A 25,229-nucleotide genomic window follows, 5' to 3' on the forward strand; every position below is an offset into this window, starting at 1 on the left:
TTGGAAACAACACCGAGGAGGCTGCGTTGAAGAAAAGCAATCTGGGCTATGTGCTGGTGCTGATCGCCGCGCTTATGTGGGGCACCATCGGAATCTTTGTTAACGGAATATCGGCCCTGGGTGTTTCGTCTCAGAGCATGGCGGCCTTTCGCCTGTTGTCGGGTGCCGTCTTAATGGCTCCGGTCTTGGCATTTATAGGTTGCCAGGGAGGTGCTCGTGAGGGAAAAGCCTCGGGTCCCATGGCACTGTTCAAGGCAAGTCCTAAAGAGCTTGTTCCCTGCGCGCTTCTTGGCATTATCGGCCTCGCCACCGCTAACACGCTTTATTACGAGTGCATGGGCGAGGTGGGCATGTCCACGGCCTCGGTGCTGCTCTACACCTCGCCGGTGTTTGGCGTCGCGCTCGGCCGCGTGCTTTATCGCGAGGACGTGACCCCCAACAAGCTCGTCGCCATCGTCTTTAACATTGTGGGTTGTGTGCTCGCGGTGACGAGCGGCGACCTGTCTGGTTTCCATTTCTCGGTTTGGGGCGTCGCGTCGGGTGTGATCGCCGGACTTTGCGGTGCACTGCTGGCGGTGTTTAGCCGTATGGCTACCAAGACGCTGCATCCGCTGGCGGTGACGTTTTGGGGCTTTGTCTTTGGCGGATGCTTTATGGCAGTGCTTTCGGCTCCGTGGTCCGATGTAGCCGCGGCAATGTCCCCGCAGCTCATTCTGCTGTTCGCAGGCTTTGGCTTTATTCCGACGGCTCTTGCGTACATCTTCTATATGCAGGGCCTTTCGATGGATCTTGAGACATCGAAGGTGCCGGTCGTGGCTTCGTTCGAAACCGTGGCGACCGTTCTGGTCGGTATTGGCATCTACGCCGAGCCCGCCGGCGCGATCAAGGCCCTGGGCATCGTGCTGGTGCTCGCGTCCATTCTGATTATGAACACCGACTTCTCCAAGCTGCGCAACAGTGTGTTTGTCGGTCATGTCATTGAGAGCATGACCTTTAAGCCCAACGCGTGGTGGACGGAGAAATCGCAGGACATGGATCTGTTCCGCGAGCGCACCGGCATTGCGTTGGAGCCCACCGTGCAGGAAAGCCCCTGGTACTTCGTGCGATAGGAGATTGCGCGCGGCATCCGACCTGGGGTTATCCAGTCAGCGCCGGCCTGCCCGGCCCCAACGTTTCAAGTACGTTAAACCCGTCAACGGTCGATTTTCATCCGCGAACGGTCTTTATACTAATTAGCAATATCCGCAACGTATAAGACGTTATAATGACCATAACGAAAAGGAGGAGGCAAGATGAATCAGATCATTCTCGCATCTCATGGTGGCCTGGCCGCAGGCGCCAAAGACACGCTCGAGATGGTTCTCGGCGACGTGTCGAACGTCCACGTCGTGTCGCTTGCTCGTGACGACAAGGAGCCCATCACCAATAAGGTGGACGCCATGATCGCCACGTTCAACGCGGACGACACCGTCTATGTGTTGACCGATATGCTCGGCAGCTCGGTCAACAACAACATGGTCGAGCTTTCCAAGAACGGCACGAAGTTCACGGTGATCAGCGGTTTCAACATTCCGCTGGCACTGACGCTCGCTATGAGCCCCGTCCCCGTCAAGGGCACCGAGCTCGCAGCCCTCATCAACGAGGCCCGCACCGGTCTGACCAACCCCAACGCACCGGTCGAGGCCGCCGCGGCTCCCGCCAAGAAGGCCAAGTCGTCCCGTCACAGCTCCGGTCCCGCCAAGATCGTCCTCGCACGTCTTGACTACCGTCTGCTGCACGGCCAGGTCGTCTTTACCTGGACCACCAAGGTTCAGGCCGAGCGCATCATCGTCGTCGACAACGCTGCCGCCAACGATGACATTAAGAAGGGCGCTCTTAAGCTTGCCAAGCCCCAGGGCGTGCGCCTGAACGTCTTCACCGTCGAGCGTGCCCTCGCCAAGATGGACAAGCTCAACACCCTCGGCGAGCGCGTCATGTTCGTCTTTGGCAACACGGCCGAGATGCTGCAGTTCTGCCAGGGCTACAAGCTCGACGCCATCAACTTGGGCGCCACCGCCAACCACGACGGCGCCGATCAGGTCGGCGGCAAGGACAGCTCCGTCTTCCTCGACGCCACCCAGAAGGCCGACGTCAACCAGCTGCTCGACATGGGCATCAAGCTCTATGTCCAGCAGACCCCTACGTATCAGAGCGTCGACATCGACGCCAAGCTGTAATCAACCAGGCTTTTGCCTGACTGAAAGGAGAAGGGTATGAATACGTTCATCAGTGCGGTGCTCGTCGGCCTCGTCGGCGTGTTCTGCATGTGGGACTCCCGCCTGCTCGGTCGTCTTAACTTCGAGCAGCCCCTCGTTGGCGCTACGCTCGTCGGTCTGCTGCTGGGCGATGTGCCCACCGGCCTTGCCGTCGGTGCCGCCGTCGAGCTCGTGTCCATGGGCCTGGTGCAGGTCGGCGCCGCCGTTCCGCCCGATATGGTCCTGGGCGGCATCGTGGCCGCTGCCTTTGCGTGCCTGACCGATGCTTCCGCCGAGACCGCCATGACGATCGCCATCCCGGTCGCCGTCCTGGGTCAGCTCCTCGGCATCGTGTTCCGTTCCATCATCGCCGCCCTCACCCATGTGGCAGATAGCGCGATCGATAACGGAAAGTTCAAGACCGCCTACCGTATGCACATCTGCGCCGGCTCCGGTCTGTACGCCGTCATGTACTTCCTGCCGATCTTCCTCGCCGTCTTTGTTGGCACCGACCTGGTTCAGGCCATCGTCAACATGGTTCCCGAGTGGCTGTCCACTGGTCTTAACGTTTCGACCAAGATCATGACCGCCTACGGCTTGGCCCTGCTGCTCACCATGATGATCAAGAAGGGTATGACTCCGTTCCTGTTCATCGGTTTCCTGCTCGCCGCTTACCTCAACCTGTCCGTCATCGCGGTCGCTCTGATCGGTGTGTGCCTGGCTGTCGTCTTCATGGGCTTCAAGTTCAACGGTTCCCATGCAGCCGCCGGTGTCGATTCCGACTACGATCCGCTCGAAGACGACGAAGACTAAGGAGGAACACACTATGGCAACCGCAACCAAGGACGTGTCCCTGAACAAGAAGGTCAGCCAGTTCTTCTGGCGCTCCTGGGCCATCCAGGCCTCTTGGAACTACGAGCGTCAGATGAACATGGGCTTCCTCTACGGTATGGTTCCCACGCTCGATCGCCTCTATCCGGATGAGTCCGACCCCAAGCAGCTTGCTGCTAAGAAAGAGGCTTACCACCGTCACATGGCGTTCTACAACTGCACCCCGCAGACGAGCGCCTTCATCCTAGGCCTCACCGCCTCCATGGAGGAGGAGTACGCCAGGGATCCCGAAAACTTCGATCCCGATTCGATCAACGCGGTCAAGACCTCCCTTATGGGTCCGCTTTCCGGCATCGGTGACTCCTTCTTCCAGGGCACCATCCGCGTTATCGCCTTTGGCCTGGGCGTTCAGCTGGCTCAGCAGGGCTCCATCATGGGCCCGATCCTGGCCATGCTCATCTCCATCGTCCCCTCTGTGCTGATCACCTGGTTCGCAGCCAAGATGGGCTATCAGGGCGGCCACGAGTACCTGAGCAAGCTTCAGGGCGGCGACCTCATGGAGAAGCTCATGTATGTCTGCGGCATCGTGGGTCTTATGTCCGTGGGCGGCATGATCGCTACGCTGATTGGCGCCACCACCCCGCTGCAGTTCGCTGAGGGCACCGTCGTTATCCAGGACATCCTGGACGGCATGATGCCCCAGATGATTTCCCTTGGCCTCACCGGCCTTATGTACTGGCTCATCAAGAAGAACGTCAACACCGGTTGGCTTCTCGTGATCGCCATCGTGGGCGGCATCGCCCTCTCCGCGGCCGGCATCCTGGCCTAGTCGCGGCCAAGCGCTTAACCGCTTTCCCCCGGGGGCCTGCCTGGCATCCCATACCCCAGGCAGGCTTCCATCCCTATGCGTGACAATGGGACAGCCCCTTTGTCGCATCCTCAACGGGCCGGCGATTCGGTCCAAACTACGGTAACCCTGCGAGCGTCCGGCAATGTGGCGCCGCAAAAATCGAAAGGAATGTGTCAGATGTACGAGATCGACCTTAACCTCCCTAAGCAGATCGTCGCTGACGTCCTGTCCAACCACGAGATCCACAGCGTCGCCTTCGTCGGCTGCGGTGCTTCCATGTCCGACCTTTACCCCGCCAAGTACTTCCTGGCCAACAACACGGACAAGCTGAACGTTCAGATCTTCACCGCTAACGAGTTCAACTACGACACGCCTTCCTGGGTCAACGAGCACACCTTCGTGATCACCTGCTCCCTCGGTGGCTCCACGCCCGAGACCGTCGAGGCCAACAAGACCGCCAAGAAGCACAACTGCCCGGTCGTCTCCCTCACCAACAAGGCTGGCTCCGCTCTGACCGTCGACGCCGACCACGTTATCGTTCACGGCTTCCACGCCAACTACGCTGCCAAGTGCGAGAAGCCCGGCTATGCCATCGCTCTTGCTCTCGAGATCCTTCAGCAGACCGAGGGCTATGACCACTACGAGGACATGATCACCGGCCTCACCAACGTCTTCGAGCTCTGCGAGAACGCCGCTCAGCACTGCAAGAAGCTCGCCAAGAAGTTCGCCGAGGACTTCAAGGACGACAAGATGATCTACTTCATGGCTTCCGGTGCCTCCGAGAAGATGGCTTACTCTAACGCCGCCTTCCTGTTCACCGAGATGCAGTGGATCGACGCCGCCGCCTACAACACCGGCGAGTACTTCCACGGCCCGTTCGAGGTTTCCACCGAGGGTAAGCCCTACGTCTTCCTCATGTCCGATGGCGCCACCCGTCCGATGGACGCCCGCGCCCTCACCTTCCTTGAGCGCATGGGCGCCAAGGTCGCTCTGATCGACTCCAAGGACTACGGCCTGGCCGACGCCGTGCCCGCGAGCGTCGTCACCTACTTCAACCCGCTGCTGCACCTCGCCGTTATGCGTGAGTACGGCAACCAGATCGCCGAGGCCCGTCAGCACCCGCTGACCATGCGTCGCTACATGTGGAAGCTTTCCTACTAATCACAAGTAAGTAGACCTTACGGGTTGATTGAGAGGGGATGGGGTTTGCGCCCCGTCCCCTTTTTTGCTTTGGGGAGGGTGCGTCTGTCGCGTCGCAAAACCCCAGATAAAACCTACCAAAATAAACCTGTCCCTTTTTGGCAGGTGGGAGGAGATGCGTATGATCAAGGCAGTGCTGTTTGATATGGACGGCGTGCTGGTCGATACCGAGTGGTTCTACAACCGTCGCCGCGTGGCGTTTATGGAAGAGAAGGGGTTCCACTTTGACGAGATCCCCGATCTTTCGGGGTCTAACGAGCCGGCCATTTGGAAAGCGCTGGTGCCCGACGATGTTGAGCTGCGCGAGCGCCTGCGCGTGGAGTATAAGCAGGTCTACAGCCCGGACCATCCCGTTCCGTATGCCGAGTTGCTCAACGAGCAGACGGAGCCGGTGATGCGTGAGCTGCACGAGCGCGGCGTGAAGTGCGCCATCGCGAGCTCGTCCTATCGCGAGCTCATTGACGAGCTGGTGGAGATTGCCGGCATCGCCGACGTGCTGGACTACACCATCAGCGGTCACGAGTGCAGTGCGTTTAAGCCCGACCCCGAGATCTACCTGCGCGCCATGGAGGCGCTGGGGGTGGAGCCTGCCGAGTGCCTGGTTATCGAGGATTCGCCTTTGGGCATCGAGGCCGGCAAGCGTTCCGGCGCCCGCGTCCTGGCGCTGCGCCCGCACGAGGGCGTCAACCTCGACCAGTCCGCTGCCGACGTTGTCATCGACAACCTGACCGACATTTTGGCCGCTTTGTAGTGTCAATCCGCCGCGAGAAGCACTGGTTCACGCGTCTTTTGCTACGGATTGGCTTAATTTGTCATCTATTTGAATCCGTTTGGCTTCGATTCGGACTAAGTGAGTAGACTTTTTGGTGCAGGACGAGCACAAAGTGCATCTGCTCTAGTAAAACCGCAGGTCACAGGGGTGGCGGTTTTGGGTGTGCTCTGCAGGTCGCGTAAAGTCTACTCACTTGTAATTTGGGCCTTTGGTCGTGGGGTTGCTGGTCCCGCTTTGGTTGTCGGGAGAGGGTGAATTGAAGCGCCCCCGCACGCTCCATGCTACAATCGCGGACATATCCCACAACTACATCTGCCTTCGAAAGGAGCCTGCGTGGCGAACGCCATCGATCAGCTCACGGACCGAGTGCTCGTGCTCGGCCGCCTCACCATCGTCCGCCGCGCCATTACTGCTGTGGCGGTCACCATTTCCGCCGTTCTCCAGACATTTCTGATCCAGGCGTTCATTCAGCCCGCCGACCTGCTTCCGAGCGGTCTTACCGGCGTCGCGGTCCTACTCGATCGCGTTACCTCGCTGGGTGGCGTTCATATCGACATCTCGCTCGGCATGCTCGCGCTCAACATCCCCGTGGCGCTCCTATGTTGGAGCGGCATTAGCAAGCGCTTCGTCATCTTCTCGATGATGCAGGTCGTGCTCTCGTCGCTGTTCCTTAACGTCTTTCACTTCGCGCCGTTTTTGGGCGACAAGATCATGCTCATCATTTTTGGCGGCGTGGTCTCGGGTCTGGGCGCTGCCATCGCGCTCAAGTCCGGCGCATCCACCGGGGGCACCGACTTTATCGCGCTGTGGGTCTCCAACCACACGGGCAAGACCATCTGGGGCGTCATCTTTGGTTTCAACTGCTTTATCCTGGCGATCTTTGGCTTTATGTTTGGCTGGGACAAGGCGGCGTACTCCATCGTGTTCCAGTTTATTTCGACCAAGACCATCGACAGTTTCTATCGTCGCTACGACCGCGTGACGCTGCAGATCACGACGCGCAAGGCAGACGAGGTCATGACTGCCTACGTAAACCATTTTCAGCACGGCATTAGCTGCGCCGAGGTCGTCGGCGGATACAGCCGCGAAAAGATGTACCTGCTGAACACCGTTGTCTCGACCTACGAGAGCCAGGACATTATCAAGTTGGTGTGCGACGTTGATCCCGGCGCCGTGATCAACGTGTTCCACACGCTCAACTTTGTGGGCGGCTGGTGGGGCGGTCATGTCGACGAGCCCATGCCCACGGCCGTTCCCGATCCCGACAAGCCCGCACGCATGGCCAGCAGGCAGGCGCGCCTCAGCGAACAGGACAGCCTGCAGCAGGACGACGGCAAGTAGGGTATTGGCATTTTGCCGGTCCTGCGCAACCCATCCGAACGAGCCCCCCGAAAGCCCCGTTGCTTTCGAGGGCTCTCGTTTGCCCAGATAAAACCTACCAAAATGAAGCTGTCGCTTTTTGGTAGGGAGGGTGTATCGTTTTATCAATATGAGGTAACATGAAACTAGACGTTATATACGTATGAGAAATTTAGCTATTTTGATAAGAGTGATCAGATATGCCTGCGCCCAAAAATGCACCGCTTTACCAGCAGATTTATGACGAAATCAAGGATGCGATCGAAAAAGGTGTTTATGCACCCAAGGAGCGTATTCCGTCCGAGCTTGAACTAGCCGAGCAGTACGAGGTGAGCCGTATTACGGTGCGCCGCGCTGTCGAGGAGCTGTGCTCCGATGGTTACCTGGTTAAGCAGCAGGGCCGCGGCACCTTTGTCTCCACGCCGCACATCAACCGCCAGTTTCACGCCTCGACGCTGCAGACGTTTACCGCGCTGTGTGCCGGCAACGGCATGAAGGCCGGTGCGCACGTGATCGATCGCCAGATCGTTCCGGCGCGCCAAAACGAGATGGAGTTCTTTGGCCTGCAGAAGGATGCGCTGTTGCTGCATATCAAGCGCGTGCGCACGGCCGACGGCGAGCCCATCTTTGAGGAGAACATCTTTGTGCCGTTTGACGCCTACCGTGAGCTGTTGACGGCCGATCTTGAGGACAAGTCGATTTTTGCCGAGGTCGAGCGTGTTGGCGGAATCCCGATTGTCTCGGTTGGCTACCGTACGGTCGAGGCCGTTCGAGCTAACGCCGAGCAGGCGGCCGAGCTGGGCATTGCTCCGCACGATCCGCTGCTCAATCTGCGTGCCGGCTTTACCGGTCCCAACGATGAGCCGGTCCTGATGGGTAAGCAGTACTACGTGGGATCGCGCTACGTTATGGTCATGTAAGTTACGCGGTTTTACCAAACCGCGTAACGGCCCGACGCTGCAAACGCCCCTAAGCGGCAATCTGACGTTCAATCGTCGGTCGCGTACCGAAGTACGCTTCCCTCCTCTTTCACGTCACCTTGCTCGCTTAGGGGCGTTTTCGCTGACTTATGCTCAACCAGCGACGTTTGCGCGCTTGTCAAGAGATTAGCCGTTGGGAAAGTGTCCAAAAATCCCACGCTCGTTCCTTTCGGATTGCATCGCCCGTGGTCGGCAGCTGTGCGGCACCGGTCCGCGTGGCGGCGTATAATCGGCGGCAGATGACTTGGACGTTAGGAAACCATGACCGATAGCATGCAGCAGATGGCGCTTGACACGCTCGGCGCCTATTTTGGCTACACCTCGTTTCGCCCGGGGCAGGACCGCATGGTCGATGCGATCCTTGCCGGCCGCGATGCGCTCGGCGTTATGCCCACAGGCGCCGGCAAGTCCATTTGCTACCAGGTGCCTGCGCTTATGCTGCCCGGCATCACCTTTGTGGTGAGCCCGTTGCTGTCGCTTATGGAGGACCAGACCCGCGCGCTGCTCGCGGCGGGTGCGCGCCCCAGTTATCTCAACTCCAGCCTTACCCCGGCTCAGCAAAACACCGTGCTCAAGCGGGCGCGCGAGGGCCGCTATCAGCTTATGTACGTGGCACCCGAGCGTCTGCTCGAGCCGCGCTTTTTAGCCTTTGCGCAGGAAGCCGCGGCGGACGGTGGCATTGGCGTGCCGCTCGTGGCCATTGACGAGGCCCACTGCGTGAGCCAGTGGGGCCAGGATTTTCGTCCCGCTTACCTGCAGATTCGTGAGTTTATCGATTCGCTGCCGCGGCGCCCCATCGTGGCGGCGTTTACCGCCACGGCGACCGAGCGTGTACGCGCCGATATCCAGCAAATGCTCGGCCTGCAAAACCCGGCGACTGTGGTGACGGGCTTCGATCGCAAGAACCTCTACTTTGGTTGCGAGGAGATGGGCGACAAGGCCAAGACCGCCTGGGTGCGCGACTACGTGATCGCGCATTCGAGCGAGAGCGGCATCGTGTATTGCTCGACCCGCAAGACGGTCGACGCGTTGGCCGCGGAGCTTGCCGAGGCACTGGGCCCCAGCGGCATTCGCGTGGGCCGCTACCATGCCGGCATGGGCAACGACGCCCGCCGCCAGAGTCAGCGTGCCTTTATCGACGACGACATTCAGGTGATGGTCGCCACCAACGCCTTTGGAATGGGCATCGATAAGCCCAACGTGCGCTACGTCATCCACAACAACGTGCCCGAGAGCATCGAGGCATACTACCAGGAAGCGGGCCGCGCCGGCCGCGATGGCGATCCGGCAAGCTGCCATTTGCTGTGGAACGGCAACGATTTCCGTATGCGCCGCTTTTTGATCGACCGCGGCGATGCTGCCGATGAGGCGCTCGACGATGAGCAGCGCGCGTGGGCGCTCCAGAACCGTTATCGCCTGCTCAGCCAGATGGAGGGCTACTGCAATACCACCGGCTGCCTGCGCGAATACATGCTGCGCTACTTTGGCGACGAGGCTGCGGCCGAGCATGCGGCAGCCGCCGCGGGCGGCACGGCAGACGACGCCGAGGGCTGCGGCAACTGCAGTAACTGTCTCACGCAGTTCGAGGTCGAGGACGTCACCGATATGGCCCGCGCTGCCGTGCGCTATGTGGCCACGCGTCCCATGCGCTTTGGCAAGTCGCTGATCGCCGATGTGCTCCACGGCGGCAACACCGAGCGCATTCGCCAGATGCATCTGGACGAGGACCGCGGCTACGGTGAGCTGTCGAGCGAATCGGTCGGGCGCATCAAGGACATCATCGGCCAGCTGTGCGGCCGCGGTTATCTGGCAACCTCGCAGGGGCAGTACCCGGTCGTGGGGCTGGGCCCGCGTGCCATCGAGGTCGAGGATGAGGCGTTTGCCTTTACCGTTAAGCGTCGCGCGTCCAAGCGCAAGGCCTCGGCCCGCGCCCGCCGTGCGGTGGATCTGCTGCGCGAGGAGGCCGAGCTGGATCAGCGCCCGCGCGTGGGCGACGATGCCGAGCTGTTCGAACGCCTGCGCGCCCTCCGCAAGGAGATTTCGACGGAGTTGGAGATGGCGCCGTATATGGTCTTTTCCGACAAGGCCCTGCGCGGCCTGTGCCGCCTGCGTCCGCGGACGCGCGACGAGCTCATTCAGGTCAACGGCATTGGCGAGAAAAAGGCTGACGCCTTTGGCGAGCAGTTTATGGCGGCGATTGAAGAATTTGAGTCCGAGCATGCGCGGGATGGAGCGTAACGATGGCATTCGACGATAAAACCGGCCGCGCTGACGTGTCCGCCGTACCGCTGTACCAGCAGGTCATGGACGACCTAAAGGGCGAGATCGCGCACGGTGTGTACCCTGCCGGTTCGCGCATCCCTGCCGAGATGGAACTCGCGAAGTCCTACGGCGTGGGACGCATCACCGTGCGCCGCGCCATCGAGGAGCTGTCGCGCGCGGGGTATCTCAACCGCCAGCAGGGGAGGGGCACCTTTGTGTGCGCTCCCAAGCTCAAGCGCAAGATTCGTCAGAAGGGTGACGTCCAGAGCTTTACTGAGGGTTGCGCTGCCAACGACATGGTGCCGGGTGCGCGTCTGGTATCGCGCACGGTGGTCGCGGCGACGCACGAGGATGCGGCGTTCTTTGGCGTGGAGCCCGGCTGCGAGCTTATCGTGGTCGAACGCGTGCGTACGGCCGACGGCATCCCCGTCATGCTTGAGAACAACGCCTTTGTGCTCGCCGACCATCCCTACCTGCAGATGCTTGCCGACAGGGACCTCACGGACAATTCCATCTTTGCACTCGTTGCCGAGCATTCGGGTCGCGCGCCGCTCAAGTCCGACCCCTGCACCGTGGAGATTGCGCTTGCCGATGCTCAAGCGGCCCCGCTGCTGGAGGTGCCGGTCGGCGAGCCGCTCTTCTATATGGAGGCTTACTTTACCGATGAGGACGAGCGGCCCTTGCTGCTCGGACGCCAAAAGATTGTGGGCTCGCGCTACGTCTTTGACATCTAACATCCACAGATAGAACAACATAGAACAACTTTGGTGAAATGACTTCACGGGCGTTGCCGTGCGTGTTATAAATAGGACAACATAGAACGACAGCAGGTACGAGCCGTCGTCGCTCAAAGCCGCCGCACAAGGAGGAACATCAGGATGAACGCACACGATCTGATTCAGGAAATCATCGAGCGCAAGGGCAAGATCGAGAACGTCTTTTGGATCGCTTGTGGCGGTTCGATGATCGACCTGATGCCGGCCAACGAGCTGCTCAAGCGCGAGGCCACCACGTTTACCTCGACGGTCTACACGGCACGCGAGTTTTGCCTGATGGCCCCCAAGAGCCTAGGGCCGAAGTCGCTCGTTATTGCCTGCAGCCACAGCGGCAACACGCAGGAGGTCGTCGACGGCTGCGAGATGGCGTTGGCTGCCGGCGCCGAGGTCGTCGCCATGACCGACTGCGAGGGCTCCAAGATCGACAACGGCAAGTGGATCACCTGGGTCTATCCGTGGGGCGAAGGCGTGCCGCAGGCCGAGGTGCCTCAGGGTATCGGCGCTCTGATCGCCGCCGAGCTGCTCGACCAGCAGGAAGGCTACGAGGCACTCGCCGACATGTACGAGGGCCTCAAGCAGATGGATGCGCTGCTGCCCGCCGCCCGCGAGAAGGTCAACGCCGAGCTGGGCGCCCGCTTTGCCGAGCTCTGCCAGCAGCACAAGTTCTTCTATATCCTGGGCTCCGGCCCCAACTTTAGCCAGACCTACGCCATGGCCATCTGTTCGCTCATGGAGATGCAGTGGCAGCACTGCTGCTACATCCACTCCGGCGAGTACTTCCACGGCCCCTTCGAGGCCACCGAGCCCGGCGTGTTCTACTTTGTGCAGCTTGGCGCGGGCGAGTGCCGCCCCATGGAGGAGCGCGCGCTTGCATTCCTCAACAGGCACACCGATACGGTCATGGTGCTCGATGCGCTCGAGTACGGCGTGGGCGACGTGCCCGCCAGCGTGCGTTCGTACCTAGAGCCGATCTTCTTCTACAACATGAGCTGCGAGCTGCGCGCCGCCCGCGGCAAGGTCTTCGACCACAGCCCCGAGGTTCGTCGCTACATGGGCATCGAGCAGTACTAGGTACCGGGAAAAGTATTCACCTTCGATTCGCAAGGGCACTGCGTGAGTCAAAAAAGCGGGCCGCGCCGGGGATTTTCGGCGCGGCCCGCTTGGCATCGCGTTTAGATTCGCAAGGTTGCGGCAGCCAGCGGCCTACTTTGCGTCGTAGGCCTCGGCGTCCCACCAGTCGAGCTGGGCGATGTTGTCGCGGATGTGCTGGCAGCTCTTGTGGAAGCCCTCGAGCTCGTACTCGGACAGGTCGAGCGTGTAGACCTCCTCGACGCCCCCGGCGCCGATCACGCACGGCAGGGAGGTAAAGATGCCCTCCTCGCCATACTGGCCGGTCATAAGCGTAGAGGCCGAAAGCACAGCGTGCTCGTTGTGCAGAACGGCAGCGCAGACGCGCGCGGCGGAGTTGGCGACGGCGTACTCGGTGCACTGCTTGCCCTGGTAGGTCACATAGCCGCCCTTGCGCGCGAGCTCCTCGATCTCCATGTGGTCGAAGGCGTACTTGTCGGGGTTTTCGGCTTGAAGCTCGTTGAGGCTCTTGCCGGCGATGGTCGCGGCCTTAAAGGCGGCCAGCTGGCTAAAGCCGTGCTCGCCGATCATGTAGGCGTCGATGGACTTGGGGCTCACGCCGACCTTCTTGGAGATCTCGGTGCGCAGGCGGGCGGAGTCCAGGCCGCAGCCCGAGCCGATGATCTTCTTGGGATCGTAGCCGGTCAGGTGCCGCAGCTCGGTGCACACGACGTCGCAGGGGTTGGAGATGCTCACGAAGATGCCGTCAAAGCCGGCGTCGACGATGCGCTTGGCAAAGGTGCGGGCGGCGTCGGTGGTAAAGAACAGCTCGCCGTCGCGGTTGCCGGCGGCCAGCGCGACCTTGCCGGCGGCGTTGACGATGACGTCGCAGCAGGCAAGCTCCTCGTAGTGGTCGTAGCAGTTGACGATCTTGGTGTTGTACGGGACAAACGAAAGGGAGTCGCGCAGGTCCTGGACCTCGGACGTCACCTTGGCCTCGTTGATATCGCACAGGTACAGCTCATCGGCAATGCCCTGCATGAGCAGACTGTTGGCAACATGTGCTCCTACGTGGCCCTGGCCGACCACACCGATCTTACGCGTCTGGTACATATATGCATCCTTTCGGCCGAGTTTTTCGCGTCGAACCATTGTAACGTCCTGCTGCCACTTTGCTAGGCTAAAGCGCCATAGATTTTTGGGTATGCCTTAATCTCTACTTTTGGAGTGATTTGGGCCGCTGACGGCATCGCTGGGCGATATGCTCGCGCGGATGGGGCCGCTCGTTGTACCATAACTGCAACTGACTCGTAAGGAGCATTCATGCCCATTCGCATCCCCGACGCCCTCCCTGCCGCCGCGCAGCTCGAGAGCGAGAACATCTTTGTCATGACCGAGTACCGCGCGCTGCACCAGGACATCCGTCCGCTGCGCGTGCTCATCCTCAACCTCATGCCCACCAAAATCGCTACCGAGACGCAGATCATGCGCAAGCTCTCCAACACGCCGCTGCAGGTGGAGGTGGACCTGCTGCGCACGAAAACGCACGAGGCCACGCACGTGAGCGCCGGCCACCTGGAGACGTTCTACCGCACGTTCGACGACATCCGCGACATCCACTACGACGGCCTGATCATCACGGGCGCGCCGGTGGAGCAGATGCCGTTCGAGGAGGTCGACTACTGGCCCGAGCTCTGCCAGATCATGGATTGGTCCACCACGCACGTGCACTCTACGCTGCACATTTGTTGGGGCGCGCAGGCCGGCCTGTACCATCATTACGGCATCCAGAAGTACGACCTGCCGGCAAAGGCGAGCGGCGTGTTCGAGCATTATCTGGTGAAGCCGCAAAGCCCGCTGGTCCGCGGCTTTGACGACCGCTTCTATGCCGTACATTCGCGCAACACCGACGTGCGCCGCGAGGACGTGGAGGCCGAGCCGCAGCTTGAGGTCGTGGCCGTGTCCGACGAGGTGGGCCTGTACATCGTCAAGTCGACCGACAGCCGTCGCTTCTTTGTCTTTGGTCACCCCGAGTACGATACCGACACGCTGCGCCTGGAGTACGAGCGCGACGTGAAGCGCGGCCTCAACCCTCAGGTGCCGGCGCATTACTTCCCGGGCGACGACCCCTCCGCCGATCCGCGCAACGTCTGGCGCAGCCAAGCTCAGCTGTTCTACACCAACTGGCTCAACTACTACGTCTACCAGACCACGCCCTACGACCTGGCCCGCGCCGGCGAGGAACACTAGGCCGTCGGGAGGTGCGCCAGCCGTTAGGCGCTGATGATGTGGGGTAGCGGCAGGTCGTGGGCGTCGGCGGGAACGTGGTCGACACGCTGCTCGTCAAAGGCGATGCCGATGATTTGACATACGGGTGAGAGCATGGGCAGGTAGCGGTCATAGCAGCCGCCGCCGTAGCCCAGGCGCGCGCCGGTGCGGTCGAAGGCTACGAGCGGCACGATAATCATGTCGAGAGCCTCGGCAGGCACGATAGGGAAGCGGTCGCTGTCGATGTCCGTGGCCGCGAAGGCCCTCGCGGGGTGGGCGATAAACGGAGCCGCGGACGCATCGTCGGCGGCAACTGCTCGCATGCACATGCGCTGGCCACAAGCTGCGGCATCAATTGCCGAGAGCATGCACGGATAGGCCACGCGCCAGCCGCGTTTGGCGGCCGCAGCGGCAAACGCGGCTGGGTCGACTTCGGAGCCCATCGCGGCATAGATGGCAACGGTGTGCGGCGCCGCGGCATCCAAGCGATCCAACAGCTCAACAAGCCGCGCGCAGATAACGGCAGACTTCGCTGCCCGCAAGTCCAAATCAAGAGCATCACGCCGAGCAATCACCGCCCGCCGCAACTCAGCCTTGTCCATCCCAACCTCCTCTAGCAAACTTGCCAAAAAGGGACAGGTTTATTTTGGCGGGTTTTATCTGTGCTGTGATGGGCGTCTGCGGCGGTATGTCTCGATCTGTAACAGTAACTCGGCAAAATTGGACCTAGTTGTTACAGATTGAGACAAAAGGTCGGCGTCGTCTGGAAACGTCTCGATCTGTAACATCTGGAGCCGATATTGCCGTCTAGATGTTGCAGATTGAGACAAACCGCCGCGGTGGGCTGCGCCACCCCGCTCAAACCGCAGAAAAAAGGTAGATTTTCAGACATGTCCCAAAAATCTACCTTTGCCGTGCGTTAGCCCATCAGGTCGACTACGTTAAAGCCGGCGTTGCTCTTGGCGATGACGTCTCGGCCGCCAAAAACACAGGTTGGCGATTCGGCCGCAATGCGCGTCACGTCGGCACCGAGCGAGCGAAGCTCACCGGGCGTGGCGGCGAGCATCTGGGCGCGGCGCTCCTCGCGTGCGTGCGGATCGAGCCCGGCCAGGTAGGTCGTGTTGCGGCGCTTGGTGAGCGCGTACGGCTTCACCGGCGCGTCCATGCCGCTCACGCAGCTTACGATAAAGCCCTCAAAGGCAGCCTCGTCGGGCTCAAAGCTGCCGAGCCATTCGCCTGCGCGCGCCACACGCTCAATCGAGGGGTCGATTGCTGGGTCGCGGTAGGTGTAGAACGCCGTCTGGCGCTCGCCGGCTGCGCGGAATCCGCAGCCGTACGCACCGCCCTTCACGCGAATCTCGTTCCACAGGTAGTCGTAGGAGAGCGCGTTGGCGGCAACCGCCCAGGCGCCCGTCACGTCGATGCCCAGGCGACGCGGGTCGGACGCGCTTGCCGCAAAGCAGATATCGCTGGGGATGACGAAAGCCTCGTGGCGGTCGCGCGGCGTCGGCACCACGAGAGCGTCGCGGCCGGCATCGGCACCATCGCCCGCACCCAGCCCCAGGTCGCCCGCGGCATCCCAGTATGCGTCAAAGTCCTCGTTGCTGCCGGTAAAGCTCGCCATGCAGCCATCGGCCACAAAGATGCGCTCCGCCAGCTCGGCAAGCTTGGTACGCAGCCCGTCCACGCGCTCGTCAAAGTGGTCGAGCAGATCGCGCAGGAACAGATAGAAGTCCACGCCCGAAAGCTGCTCGCGCACCACGGCCGAAGGCGAGCTGTAGCTCATCGCGCGACCGAGCGCCGCCGAGTGACCGTTGTTGATAAAGCCCTGCTCAAGCCCAATGCGAATCTGCGTGAGAACGTCGCGCACGCGGTCGGCGTCGGCATCGAGCAAAAGCGTGCTCGACCACACCTCGCGCGGCAGGCTTGCCAGCGCATCAATCTTCTCGGACAGGGCGCCGGCGCTCACCAGCAGGTAGGGGCGCACGCCGTCCACGTCGGGCTGGGTCATGACCTCGGTCGTAAAGCTCAAAAAGCCCAGCTTGCCGGCGAGCAAGTTGTCGAGCTCCTCGGCCGAGTGCTCGCTCGTGGGCAGCTGTTTGAGCAGGCGGCAGAGCAGCGTCACATAGGGCAGGTCCTCAAACGCAACGCAGCTCAGATCGAAATACTGCATGGCGTAGGCCAGGCGGTTGGTGGGGATGCCGTGGCGCAGACAGGGGATAGGCGCAGTCGTGTCCACGACCAGCGGCGGCTCGGGGCGCGCCTCGCCAATGTCGGACACGCGCAGGCGCGGCAGCGTGGCCTTGGCCTCGGGTGTGTCTTCCGCCTCCTGCGCGGCGCGCAGCGCGGCCGTGCGCTCGACCACGTCGGCCAGCTCGGCATCGGTCATGGCATCGCGCTTGGCTGCCAGTTCGGCGGCCTCGGCACCCTCCGAACCCTCGGCGGCATCCACCGGTACCAACTCGACCAGCGCCATGTGGTCGTTTTGCAGCACCAGCTCGCGCAGCAGGTCCTCAAAGTAGCTGCCGTCCAGCTCGCCACGCAGCTCCTCGTACACCGGGCCGTACTTGAGCGCCAGCGTCGCGGCGTCGTCATCGTAGAGCCAGGTGCTCAGCGCGTCGCACGCAATGGCCACGCCGTCGGCGATGCCATAGTCGCGCTGGCGCAGATCGTACTCGTTGCTGCTGATGATGGCTTCCAGACGCTCGCGCGGAACGCCGTGCTCGCACAGGTCGAGGCAGGCGTCCTGGAACACGCGACGCAGCTCGCGCGCCACGCCGGGCTGCGCGTTCTGCAGCATGATGAGCTCGTAGGGCTGCAGGCTCTCGGCCGCGGTGTAGCTCACCACGTTGCCGCCCAGGCCGGCGGCCAGAATGGCCTTCTTGACCGGTGCCTCGTTGGAGCCCAGCAGTGCCTCAAACAGGATGTCCGCCGCGATCGTGCGCTTGCGGTCGAGCGCACTGCCCAGCACCAGGCCCAGGCCCACCAGGGCGTTCTCGGGCGTGGTGGCCATCTCGATGCGCTTGTACTCGCAGGTCACGGGCGCCTGCACGCCCAGCGGATTGGGCGCCAGCGTGGACGGGTCCTCGCCGGCGGCGACGGCAGCGTCCATGCGGCGGCTCGCGGCGCTCGGCTGCGACAGATAGCGCTCGTCCAAAAAGGCCAGTGCGCGGTCCACGTCCAGGTCGCCGTAGAGCGTGATGTAAGAGTTGGAAGGATTGTAGTGGCGCGCGTGCGTGTCCAGGAACTGCTCGTAGGTGAGTGTGGGAATCGCGCGCGGGTCGCCGCCGCTTTCGTGCGCATAGGCGGTGTCGGGGTAGAGCGCGGTGTTGACGGCGTCGTCCAGCACGCTCATGGGGTCGGACAGCGCGCCCTTCATCTCGTTGAACACCACGCCGTTATAGCGCAGCGCGCCCTCGCGCAGGCTCGCGGAGCTGCTGTCGCCCTCGCCCTCGGCGCTCTCTGGCAGATCCAGCTCGTAGTGCCAGCCCTCCTGCTCAAAAATGGTGGGCTTGGTATAGATGGCCGGGTTGAACACCGCGTCCAGGTACACGTCCATCAGGTTATACAGATCCTGCTCGTTGGTGGTGGCAACGGGGTAGATGGTCTTGTCGGGGTAGGTCATGGCGTTGAGGAACGTCTGCATGGAGCTCTTGATCAGGTCGACAAACGGCTCCTTGACGGGAAACTTGGCCGATCCGCACAGCACCGAGTGCTCAAGAATATGGAACACGCCGGTGGAATCGGCCGGCGGCGTCTTAAAGCCAATGGCAAAGGCCTTGTTTTCGTCGTCGCACGCCAGGTACAGCAGACGAGCGCCCGAGGCAGTGTGTCGCAGCACGTAAGCGTCCGAGTCGAGCTCGGGCACGGTCTCGCGGCGCTCGACGGCAAAGCCGTGGCAGGTAGTGCCGGGCACCAGCAGTGCAGCGGCTGCGGCGCGCGGGTCGGTTGAGGTAGTGGGCATATGCAGTCTCCTTTGACGCCCCAGCGGGGGGCGAATCGAGTCGAATCCTCGAGAGTATACCCATATGGAGCCCTCGACCAATCTGCCGGATGAGCGTGGATTTTCGGACACACGAGAGTGGATATTCGGACGCAAATTGAACGAGAGAGGATTTTCGGACGGAAACAGCCCCAAAACGCCAAAAACCGTCCGGAAATCCACTCTCGATTCTTGACCGTCCATCACTCATGCATTTCTCATCTCTCACTCATCTCTCATATGAGAGATAATAGAAAGATGAGAGAAAAATATGAGAGATAACTGAGCAGCAAAGAGACGGGCAATCATGGTATTGTCTCAATACCGATTGTTCTACCAGCAAAAATATGTATAAATGAAGCAAATGGTAGACATTCCATCTCTATCTATCTCTTATCTCTAAGCCGAGAGATAGAGAGATAGATGAGAGATAATTACGAGAGATGACTAAGAGACGAGGGAAATCCATTCGCGGCATTCTTCGCAGAACCAAGCGAAAGGACGTGCAGATGAACGAAAACGAACTGACCGGTCTGCTCGAGTCTTTAAGGCGCATGGGCTCGGACGATCTTAACGTCGAGGTCAAGGAGAGCGCCACGACGCTTTCCCGCGACGTGTGGGAAACGGTGAGCGCATTCGCGAACACTGCCGGCGGAATCATCGTGCTCGGAGTGAGTGAGCGCGCAGGTTTTGTCCCGGTTGAGAACTTCGAGACCGAGAAAGTGCTCAACCAATTCGTGGCGGGCATGGGCGATGCCGGCGGTCGCGGAAAGCTGGCCAATCCGCCCAAATACACCATTGAGCGCGTGGAGCTCCAGGGCACCGTGGTTCTGGTCATCACGATTGAGGAGCTCGACCCGTCGAGCAAGCCTTGTTATGTCATAGAGCGGGGCGCCCAGGGCGGCAGCTACAAGCGCATCGATGACAAAGATGTGCCGCTTTCATCGACCGAGGTGCTCGCATTGGCGTCATACGGTCGAGCGACTCCGAGCGATCGCGACGCGGTGGCGGGTGCGGGCGCGGACGATCTCGACGAGACGCTGGTCGACCGTACGATAGATCGGGCTTTCTCGTTGACGCCCCGGGCAATGCGCGGCGCGCCGGACAAACAAACGAAGCTGGAGCGCCTAAATATCCTTGATTCCCAGGGCAATGTCACCAAGGCTGGACTCCTAGTTGTGGGCACCTACCCTCAGCAGTTCTATCCCAAGCTCTTCATTGACGTGGCTGTCCATGCGGGAACTCAGAAGGGCATGGCGGGGTCGCTGAGATTCATGGACCGCACAATCTGTGAGGGAACGTTGGGCGAGATGATCTCTGATGCTGTCGCGGCCGTCGCCAAGAATTTGCGGCGAACCTCGACCGTCCAAGGTGTCTCGCGTGTCGACTCGCTGGAGATTCCCGAGGAGGTTCTGCGCGAGGCAATCGCCAACGCCGTAATCCATCGAGAATACGGGGATCGGTTCTGTGGACAATCGATTGCCGTCGACGTCTTTGACAATCGTGTCGAGGTGACGAATCCTGGCGGCCTTTACGGGGGAAAGACTCGCGAGAACTTGTTTGACGGCAGCTCCCGATGCCGTAACGCGACGCTCGTGAAACTCATGTGGATTGTCCCGCTGCCGGATGGCGCAGGTTCGCCGGCTGAGGGCAATGGCTCGGGCATCCCGATGATGATCGATGCCATGCGCGCGCATGGTCTGGCCGAGCCCCTGTTCTGCCCGGGGCTCGATCGGTTCAAGGTCGTACTTTACCGTTCAAAGATCGAACCGGTCGATCATGGCGGGGGCTTAATTGTGACGGCACTCAAACACTACGGCGAGCTGGGGACGCGTGAGCTGGCAGAACGCACGGGGCTTACAATTTCCCAGGTTAGGTCGCGCGTCAACGCGCTCATTGCTCAAGGCGAGCTTGAGCCCACGGCGCCGGCGACGAGCCGCAATCGCAAGTATCGACTGTCGGAGTGCGTGGGATAGATGCGTTAGTGGACGAGACGACCCAATAATCGACCCTCGATTGGCGTCCATTAAGGTAAAGCGGTTGTTGCCCAGTCGACGGTGATGCTAAAGACTCGGCTTACGCCGGCATGGCCCCGAACCCGTCTATCAAGAACAACCTAAGAACCAGCTTGATGACATTTCCCGGTTTGACTTCTGCCGCGTCAAAGACGTGGCGCTCGGCGAGCTCGCTGCAGTATGCATAGATGTCGCGGATAAGGTCCGCGCCCGAGAGCGTAAACATGTAGCCTGCGTCCGAAAGCGCATTGGGCGCGGCAGGCAACTTGGCCATGTGACAGAACGTTTGCAGGTCGGGCGCCATAACGTTCTGGTAGTCGAGGTGGCCGTTGGCATCCTGCGCGGCAAGCTCCAATTGGCGCACAAAATCCAGCGCCGCCGCTAACACAAAGCTCGGCGTAGGCGCATTGACGTCCTGAGTGGTCGCCACAAGCCTGCCCGCCGCCTGCGTGACAAGCCAGGCGACCTCGCGCTGGCAGCGCACGGCCTTGCGCGTAACCGGCTTGATGGACGAAGAAGAAACGCTCCCCTTAGGCGGATTCGAAGCAATCATAAGACCCTCCCATGAACAATCCGGCCCAACAAGCCCGGATGAAACACGTGCTACATCAGTATACAGGGGAGTGGGGTAGCGGGGTACAAGCGCGCCAACGGCAAACCGAGAGCATCAACGATGTGCCGATCGCGGAATGAGATCTCGTAATAATTGACTCTCGGCCATATTATTGAGGGGCATGACTCGCGTTCGTATGGTTGTAGGTGCTGGCGATGAACGACATTGACCTTGCTGTTCCGTTGATGGATGGACCAAGCTATGACCGTGCCTGCAGTCTCGTGCCTTCCGAATACGTTGAGGCATGGGAGTGGTTTCTGGGTGAGGAACAGCGCGGCGGCGTTTGGACCAGCCTTCCGCACCACACCAAGGAAGATAGCCCTCAGTATCAGTATCGTTTGAGAATTGGCTCGGACTTCTTTCCCGTAACGCGGGATTCAGGGATCTTCTGGCCGGGCCAGGATCGGGTGAAGCAAGATCCCAATAAGATCTTTGCGCTTTCGGTCCATAACTCTAAAAAGAGCTTCTACACCGATGTGCCTCCGCTCTATTTGGACGATGGTACGTGGGTCATTAAGTACTCGGTTCAAGCGCCGGGTACCGTTGGTTTCCGAGACCAGAATTACAACCGTAAAATGCTCAACTGCATGGAATGTGGCGTTCCAGTCGGAGTCATATTTGCAACCGAGGTGGGCTACAAGGTGCTCGGCCTTGCGTTTGTTGAGCGGTTCGAGCCCGAAAACGGATGGTTTGTTCTGCACGGTCCTGTTCATATAGGCGGACCGGACCCTCGTTTTGCACCCGACATGAGTTATCTGAAGCACATGCCCGTCGATATTGAGTTTGCCGGACAGGGTACGACCGACGACGAAAAGGTCCGCTATGCGTTAAGGCGCGAGCGATTGGGGCAGCAATGGTTCCGCAAGCAGCTCGTTGCCGCCTATGATGGCCGTTGCGCGGTGTCGGACTGCGGCGTCAGCGAAGCTCTGGAGGCTGCACATATCGAGAATTACTCGGGACCCAAATGGCAGGTTGCCAGCAACGGCATTCTGCTTCGGCGCGATCTTCATTCCCTATTTGATGCTCACCTGATTTCGTTTGAGCCTGTTTGCGGCGAATATCGGCTGTGCGGATCGTACCTGCTGGATAAGACCGACTACGTTTCCTTTGCGGGTGCGACGCTAAGGCAGCCGAATGAGCGTCAGTGGCGACCCAATACGGTGTTTCTTGAGGCCCATCGCATTGAGTTCGATCGCTCGGAAAAGAAGCGTGAAAAGGCGGGGCTTCTGCCGTATTAGCGTATTTGGCTTTGGCATTCTTTGACGATCGTGTTGTTTGATCGGATCGCGTGGCGATGCAATCTCGCGCACGCCTGCCGGTGCATGCTCTTCCTGTTTTGTATAGCGAGAGGGGAGCGTGTATGAGCTGGCGAGGCGATATTGCGATGGGGAAGTACGAAAAACTGCCGTGTGCCCTTATAGACAACAATATGTTTCCGAGCGTAGGGGTTGATTGCGGGTCGTTTGTCGTCACCTGCCCTTGTTGCGGCTCGCAAATACCGTGTCTCGACATTCGGTTCATCGATGCACGTGACAGGTTCAGCGACGAAGTGAGGAAACGTACGGGCGTTCATATGCCGGTGTATCCGGAGAAATGCCCTGTTTGTGGCCTCGATATCGTGTACGACGCCGGCGACGAGGGATAGGTGATGCGGAGGAGCTGACTGTGAAGGCCTCTCCGTCCCTACAAATAAATCCCCTCACCGAGTTGCTTGTGGAACTCGGCGTGATGGTCGCGTGCCCAGGTAAAGAGCGCCTGGTCAAAGTCGGTGCGCGTGGTCGGGACGCCAAAGACGCCGGCAACTTCGACGCGCACAAACTCCAGTGCCGGCAGCTTGTTGATGGCAGTGAGGGCAAACGGGGACGAGGGCTCCTCGAACAGATAGCGGCTGCCTTGCAGCGCGTCGCAACTGGTGCACGTGTTGCCGAGCGACGGGGCTTTGGAGGCTCGCGCGCCTACGGGCTTGTAGCCGCAGCGCTTATGAAGGTAGTCGCGGATCTCGCCCGGCACGCAGCCAAGAGCGGGCACGATGGCGAGTGCGTTGGCGTTGGCCGTGTCGATGGCAATGTGCCCGGCTTCGTTGGGCGCGTGCGCGATGGTGATGCTCTCGTCGTTATCGGTTCGATAGGGAATGCCGAAGGCCGCGACCGAGGTCTCTTTGTGACACTTCCAGCACTCGCGCTTGCCCAGTACTAGATATATATACGGCGCTGAGGGGTCGGATCGGTCAACACCGGGCAGCCACTCGGCAAAGGGCTCGGGGTTGACGCCGCTGGGTACATACCAGATTTTCTTGATCCGGTCCCATTTGGCGCCCAGCGCCTTGGCTTCTTCTTTGTGCGAAAAGGGGACATCGAGCTCGGTGCGCATGGCGGCTCCTTGGTGCTGCAGGTGCAAGTGGCTCAAGGATACCGCAGGGCGCAGACATCGCGGCGTTTTGCTGAGAAGTTGCGGTGCGGATGGGTTCGAGACGTGTTGGCCTCGGCCTCGGTGGCTATTGACGCGGTTTTGTGTATGGGCAGGGTGGTTGCTTGGGCGGTTGGGGCTGCCAGCTGATTTGGCGACATAAAACAAAACAGCCCAGAGGACATAGCCTCTGAGCTGCGAACATTTGGTGGGCGTTAGAAGATTTGAACTTCTGACCTCTTCCGTGTCAGGGAAGCGCTCTCCCCCTGAGCTAAACGCCCGATCAAGGGTGCGCAAGTGCGCAAGGGATAATATAACGGAGCCTGAACTCGGTGGCAAGAACATTTTTAAAAATCGCTTACATTGTGGAATTCGGGGGCTTTGTCGTATCCATTTCAAAAGAGCCTGCTGCCGCGATTTGGCTGTCGCATAATGCAAGGCCATTGCGGTATCGAGCTATGGAAAGACGCCTGCGGAATTGTCCTACCGATAAACGGACAAGCCTCCAGCTGGTGACTTCGCCGTGGTAAGGTAAGCCGAATTGTTTCCAGGCTGTTTCGGGGGAGTGGAATGAGCAAAGAGTGTGTCGAGCAGGTCGAAGGCGCAGGGGCTTCGGTGCCGATGACCGATATATCGAACATTGATGTGCCCGAGGGCACCGACGAGCTCAGCCGCAACACCCGTCGCGCATGGCGCGACCGCCTGAACAGCGCTTCGACGCGCAAGATGATCACGGGCGTCTTGGCTACGCTGGTGGGCGGTTCGTTTTGGGGCTTCTCGGGCACCAGCGCGAGTTTTTTGTTCGATACCTACCATGTCGATACGCTGTGGCTTATGAGCGTGCGTCAGATTCTCGCCGGCCTGCTCTTTATGGCTGTGGTTGTCACGCGCGACCGCGCACGCCTGGTCAAGCTTTGGACGACGCCCGCTGATCGCAAGCAGCTGCTGCTCTTTACCGCTTTTGGCCTGCTGTTCAACCAGTTTTGCTATCTTTCGGCCGTGCGCCTGACGAACGCCGGAACCGCGACGGTGCTCCAGTGCCTGCAGCTCGTTATCATCATGGGCTACGCCTGCGTGACCGATCGCCGCATGCCGCGTACTCGCGAAGTCATCGGCATTGGCCTGGCTCTGGGTGGAACCTTTTTAATCGCCACCGGCGGCGACCCCACCAGCCTGAATATCTCGCCGCTTGGCCTGGCAGCAGGTCTTATGTGTGCGGTCAGCGCCGCGTGTATGGCGGTGATTCCCGCCAAGATCCTGCCCGAATACGGTAGCCCCATCGTCACGGGCTCGGCAATGCTCACGGCGGGCGTGGTCTCATGTGTCTTCGTGCAGCCCTGGGCGCATATGCCGGCGCTCGATGCCGCTGGTATCGAGGCGCTCGCGGTGTTCGTGGTTATCGGCTCGTTTTTTGCTTACATGCTCTATATGCAGGGCGTTAAGGACATCGGCTCGGTGCGTGCGAGCCTCATCGGAACTGTGGAGCCGGTTTCGGCGACCATCACCAGCGCCGTTATGCTGGGCACGGTGTTTTTGCCGACCGACCTTATCGGCTTTGCCATGATCATCGTGATGATGTTCCTTACGGTGTAGTTGACGCCGCCGCCAAGACA

20 protein-coding genes and 1 tRNA gene are annotated in these 25,229 nt (G+C 60.5%); 15 read left to right on the forward strand and 6 right to left on the reverse strand.

Annotated features, from left to right (window positions below; genetic code table 11):
• The first annotated feature begins 26 nt into the window (after positions 1 to 26).
• From AB5202_RS02810 to AB5202_RS02860, 11 genes are all read left to right on the forward strand, one after another.
• Positions 27 to 1,109, forward strand: coding sequence for a DMT family transporter (locus AB5202_RS02810; protein ID WP_368143909.1), 1,083 nt, complete (start codon positions 27 to 29; stop codon positions 1,107 to 1,109).
• A gap of 183 nt (positions 1,110 to 1,292) precedes the next feature.
• Positions 1,293 to 2,216, forward strand: a complete 924-nt coding sequence (locus tag AB5202_RS02815; RefSeq protein WP_368143908.1) for a PTS sugar transporter subunit IIAB — start codon at positions 1,293 to 1,295, stop codon at positions 2,214 to 2,216.
• A 36-nt stretch (positions 2,217 to 2,252) separates the two neighbouring features.
• Positions 2,253 to 3,047: a PTS mannose/fructose/sorbose/N-acetylgalactosamine transporter subunit IIC gene (locus tag AB5202_RS02820; protein WP_006235136.1), complete on the forward strand. Its 795-nt coding sequence runs from the start codon at positions 2,253 to 2,255 to the stop codon at positions 3,045 to 3,047.
• Between the two features lie 13 nt (positions 3,048 to 3,060).
• Entirely contained in the window at positions 3,061 to 3,894 is an 834-nt protein-coding gene (locus AB5202_RS02825) for a PTS system mannose/fructose/sorbose family transporter subunit IID (RefSeq protein ID WP_368143907.1), read from the forward strand.
• Positions 3,895 to 4,092: 198 nt separating this feature from the next.
• Entirely contained in the window at positions 4,093 to 5,076 is a 984-nt protein-coding gene (locus tag AB5202_RS02830; protein WP_347478033.1) for an SIS domain-containing protein, read from the forward strand.
• Between the two features lie 160 nt (positions 5,077 to 5,236).
• Positions 5,237 to 5,866, forward strand: coding sequence for an HAD family hydrolase (locus AB5202_RS02835; protein WP_368143906.1), 630 nt, complete (start codon positions 5,237 to 5,239; stop codon positions 5,864 to 5,866).
• Positions 5,867 to 6,220: 354 nt separating this feature from the next.
• The gene (locus tag AB5202_RS02840; protein WP_040359122.1) at positions 6,221 to 7,228 is read left to right on the forward strand and encodes a YitT family protein; all 1,008 of its coding nucleotides are present in this window, start codon (positions 6,221 to 6,223) and stop codon (positions 7,226 to 7,228) included.
• A 218-nt stretch (positions 7,229 to 7,446) separates the two neighbouring features.
• A complete protein-coding gene (locus AB5202_RS02845) occupies positions 7,447 to 8,166 on the forward strand; it encodes a GntR family transcriptional regulator (RefSeq protein WP_215674215.1) in 720 nt (239 codons plus the stop codon).
• A 321-nt stretch (positions 8,167 to 8,487) separates the two neighbouring features.
• Positions 8,488 to 10,464, forward strand: coding sequence for a RecQ family ATP-dependent DNA helicase (locus tag AB5202_RS02850; protein ID WP_368143905.1), 1,977 nt, complete (start codon positions 8,488 to 8,490; stop codon positions 10,462 to 10,464).
• Between the two features lie 2 nt (positions 10,465 to 10,466).
• A complete protein-coding gene (locus tag AB5202_RS02855) occupies positions 10,467 to 11,222 on the forward strand; it encodes a GntR family transcriptional regulator (protein WP_368143903.1) in 756 nt (251 codons plus the stop codon).
• A 144-nt stretch (positions 11,223 to 11,366) separates the two neighbouring features.
• Positions 11,367 to 12,335: an SIS domain-containing protein gene (locus AB5202_RS02860; RefSeq protein ID WP_368143902.1), complete on the forward strand. Its 969-nt coding sequence runs from the start codon at positions 11,367 to 11,369 to the stop codon at positions 12,333 to 12,335.
• 132 nt (positions 12,336 to 12,467) lie between these two features.
• Here AB5202_RS02860 and AB5202_RS02865 read toward each other — a convergent pair whose 3' ends face one another.
• On the reverse strand, positions 12,468 to 13,445 hold the full coding sequence (locus AB5202_RS02865) for an L-lactate dehydrogenase (protein WP_368143534.1): 978 nt from the start codon (positions 13,443 to 13,445) through the stop codon (positions 12,468 to 12,470).
• 210 nt (positions 13,446 to 13,655) lie between these two features.
• Here AB5202_RS02865 and metA point away from each other — a divergent pair, with 210 nt between their 5' ends.
• On the forward strand, positions 13,656 to 14,582 hold the full coding sequence (metA, locus tag AB5202_RS02870) for a homoserine O-acetyltransferase MetA (RefSeq protein ID WP_117746724.1): 927 nt from the start codon (positions 13,656 to 13,658) through the stop codon (positions 14,580 to 14,582).
• A 23-nt stretch (positions 14,583 to 14,605) separates the two neighbouring features.
• Here metA and AB5202_RS02875 read toward each other — a convergent pair whose 3' ends face one another.
• Both AB5202_RS02875 and AB5202_RS02880 read right to left on the reverse strand, forming a co-directional pair.
• Positions 14,606 to 15,202: a 5-formyltetrahydrofolate cyclo-ligase gene (locus tag AB5202_RS02875; protein WP_368143535.1), complete on the reverse strand. Its 597-nt coding sequence runs from the start codon at positions 15,200 to 15,202 to the stop codon at positions 14,606 to 14,608.
• Positions 15,203 to 15,519: 317 nt separating this feature from the next.
• Positions 15,520 to 18,564, reverse strand: coding sequence for an insulinase family protein (locus AB5202_RS02880; RefSeq protein ID WP_368143536.1), 3,045 nt, complete (start codon positions 18,562 to 18,564; stop codon positions 15,520 to 15,522).
• Between the two features lie 527 nt (positions 18,565 to 19,091).
• Between AB5202_RS02880 and AB5202_RS02885 the strand changes: the two genes are divergently transcribed.
• Positions 19,092 to 20,558, forward strand: coding sequence for an ATP-binding protein (locus AB5202_RS02885; RefSeq protein ID WP_368143537.1), 1,467 nt, complete (start codon positions 19,092 to 19,094; stop codon positions 20,556 to 20,558).
• Between the two features lie 100 nt (positions 20,559 to 20,658).
• Here AB5202_RS02885 and AB5202_RS02890 read toward each other — a convergent pair whose 3' ends face one another.
• Complete coding sequence (locus AB5202_RS02890) at positions 20,659 to 21,150, reverse strand: hypothetical protein (RefSeq protein ID WP_368143538.1); 492 nt, start codon at positions 21,148 to 21,150, stop codon at positions 20,659 to 20,661.
• A gap of 215 nt (positions 21,151 to 21,365) precedes the next feature.
• Between AB5202_RS02890 and AB5202_RS02895 the strand changes: the two genes are divergently transcribed.
• Complete coding sequence (locus tag AB5202_RS02895; protein WP_368143539.1) at positions 21,366 to 22,448, forward strand: HNH endonuclease; 1,083 nt, start codon at positions 21,366 to 21,368, stop codon at positions 22,446 to 22,448.
• 445 nt (positions 22,449 to 22,893) lie between these two features.
• Here the strand turns inward: AB5202_RS02895 and AB5202_RS02900 are convergent, their stop codons facing one another.
• On the reverse strand, positions 22,894 to 23,580 hold the full coding sequence (locus AB5202_RS02900) for a DUF5710 domain-containing protein (protein ID WP_368143540.1): 687 nt from the start codon (positions 23,578 to 23,580) through the stop codon (positions 22,894 to 22,896).
• A gap of 242 nt (positions 23,581 to 23,822) precedes the next feature.
• Positions 23,823 to 23,897: transfer RNA gene (locus AB5202_RS02905), tRNA-Val, on the reverse strand.
• 289 nt (positions 23,898 to 24,186) lie between these two features.
• Here AB5202_RS02905 and AB5202_RS02910 point away from each other — a divergent pair.
• Positions 24,187 to 25,209 (forward strand): DMT family transporter, encoded by a 1,023-nt coding sequence (locus tag AB5202_RS02910; RefSeq protein WP_195234207.1) that lies wholly within the window; start codon positions 24,187 to 24,189, stop codon positions 25,207 to 25,209.
• Positions 25,210 to 25,229 lie beyond the last annotated feature (20 nt).

It is taken from the genome of Collinsella aerofaciens, from assembly GCF_040915545.1.
Lineage (GTDB): Bacteria > Actinomycetota > Coriobacteriia > Coriobacteriales > Coriobacteriaceae > Collinsella > Collinsella aerofaciens_BE.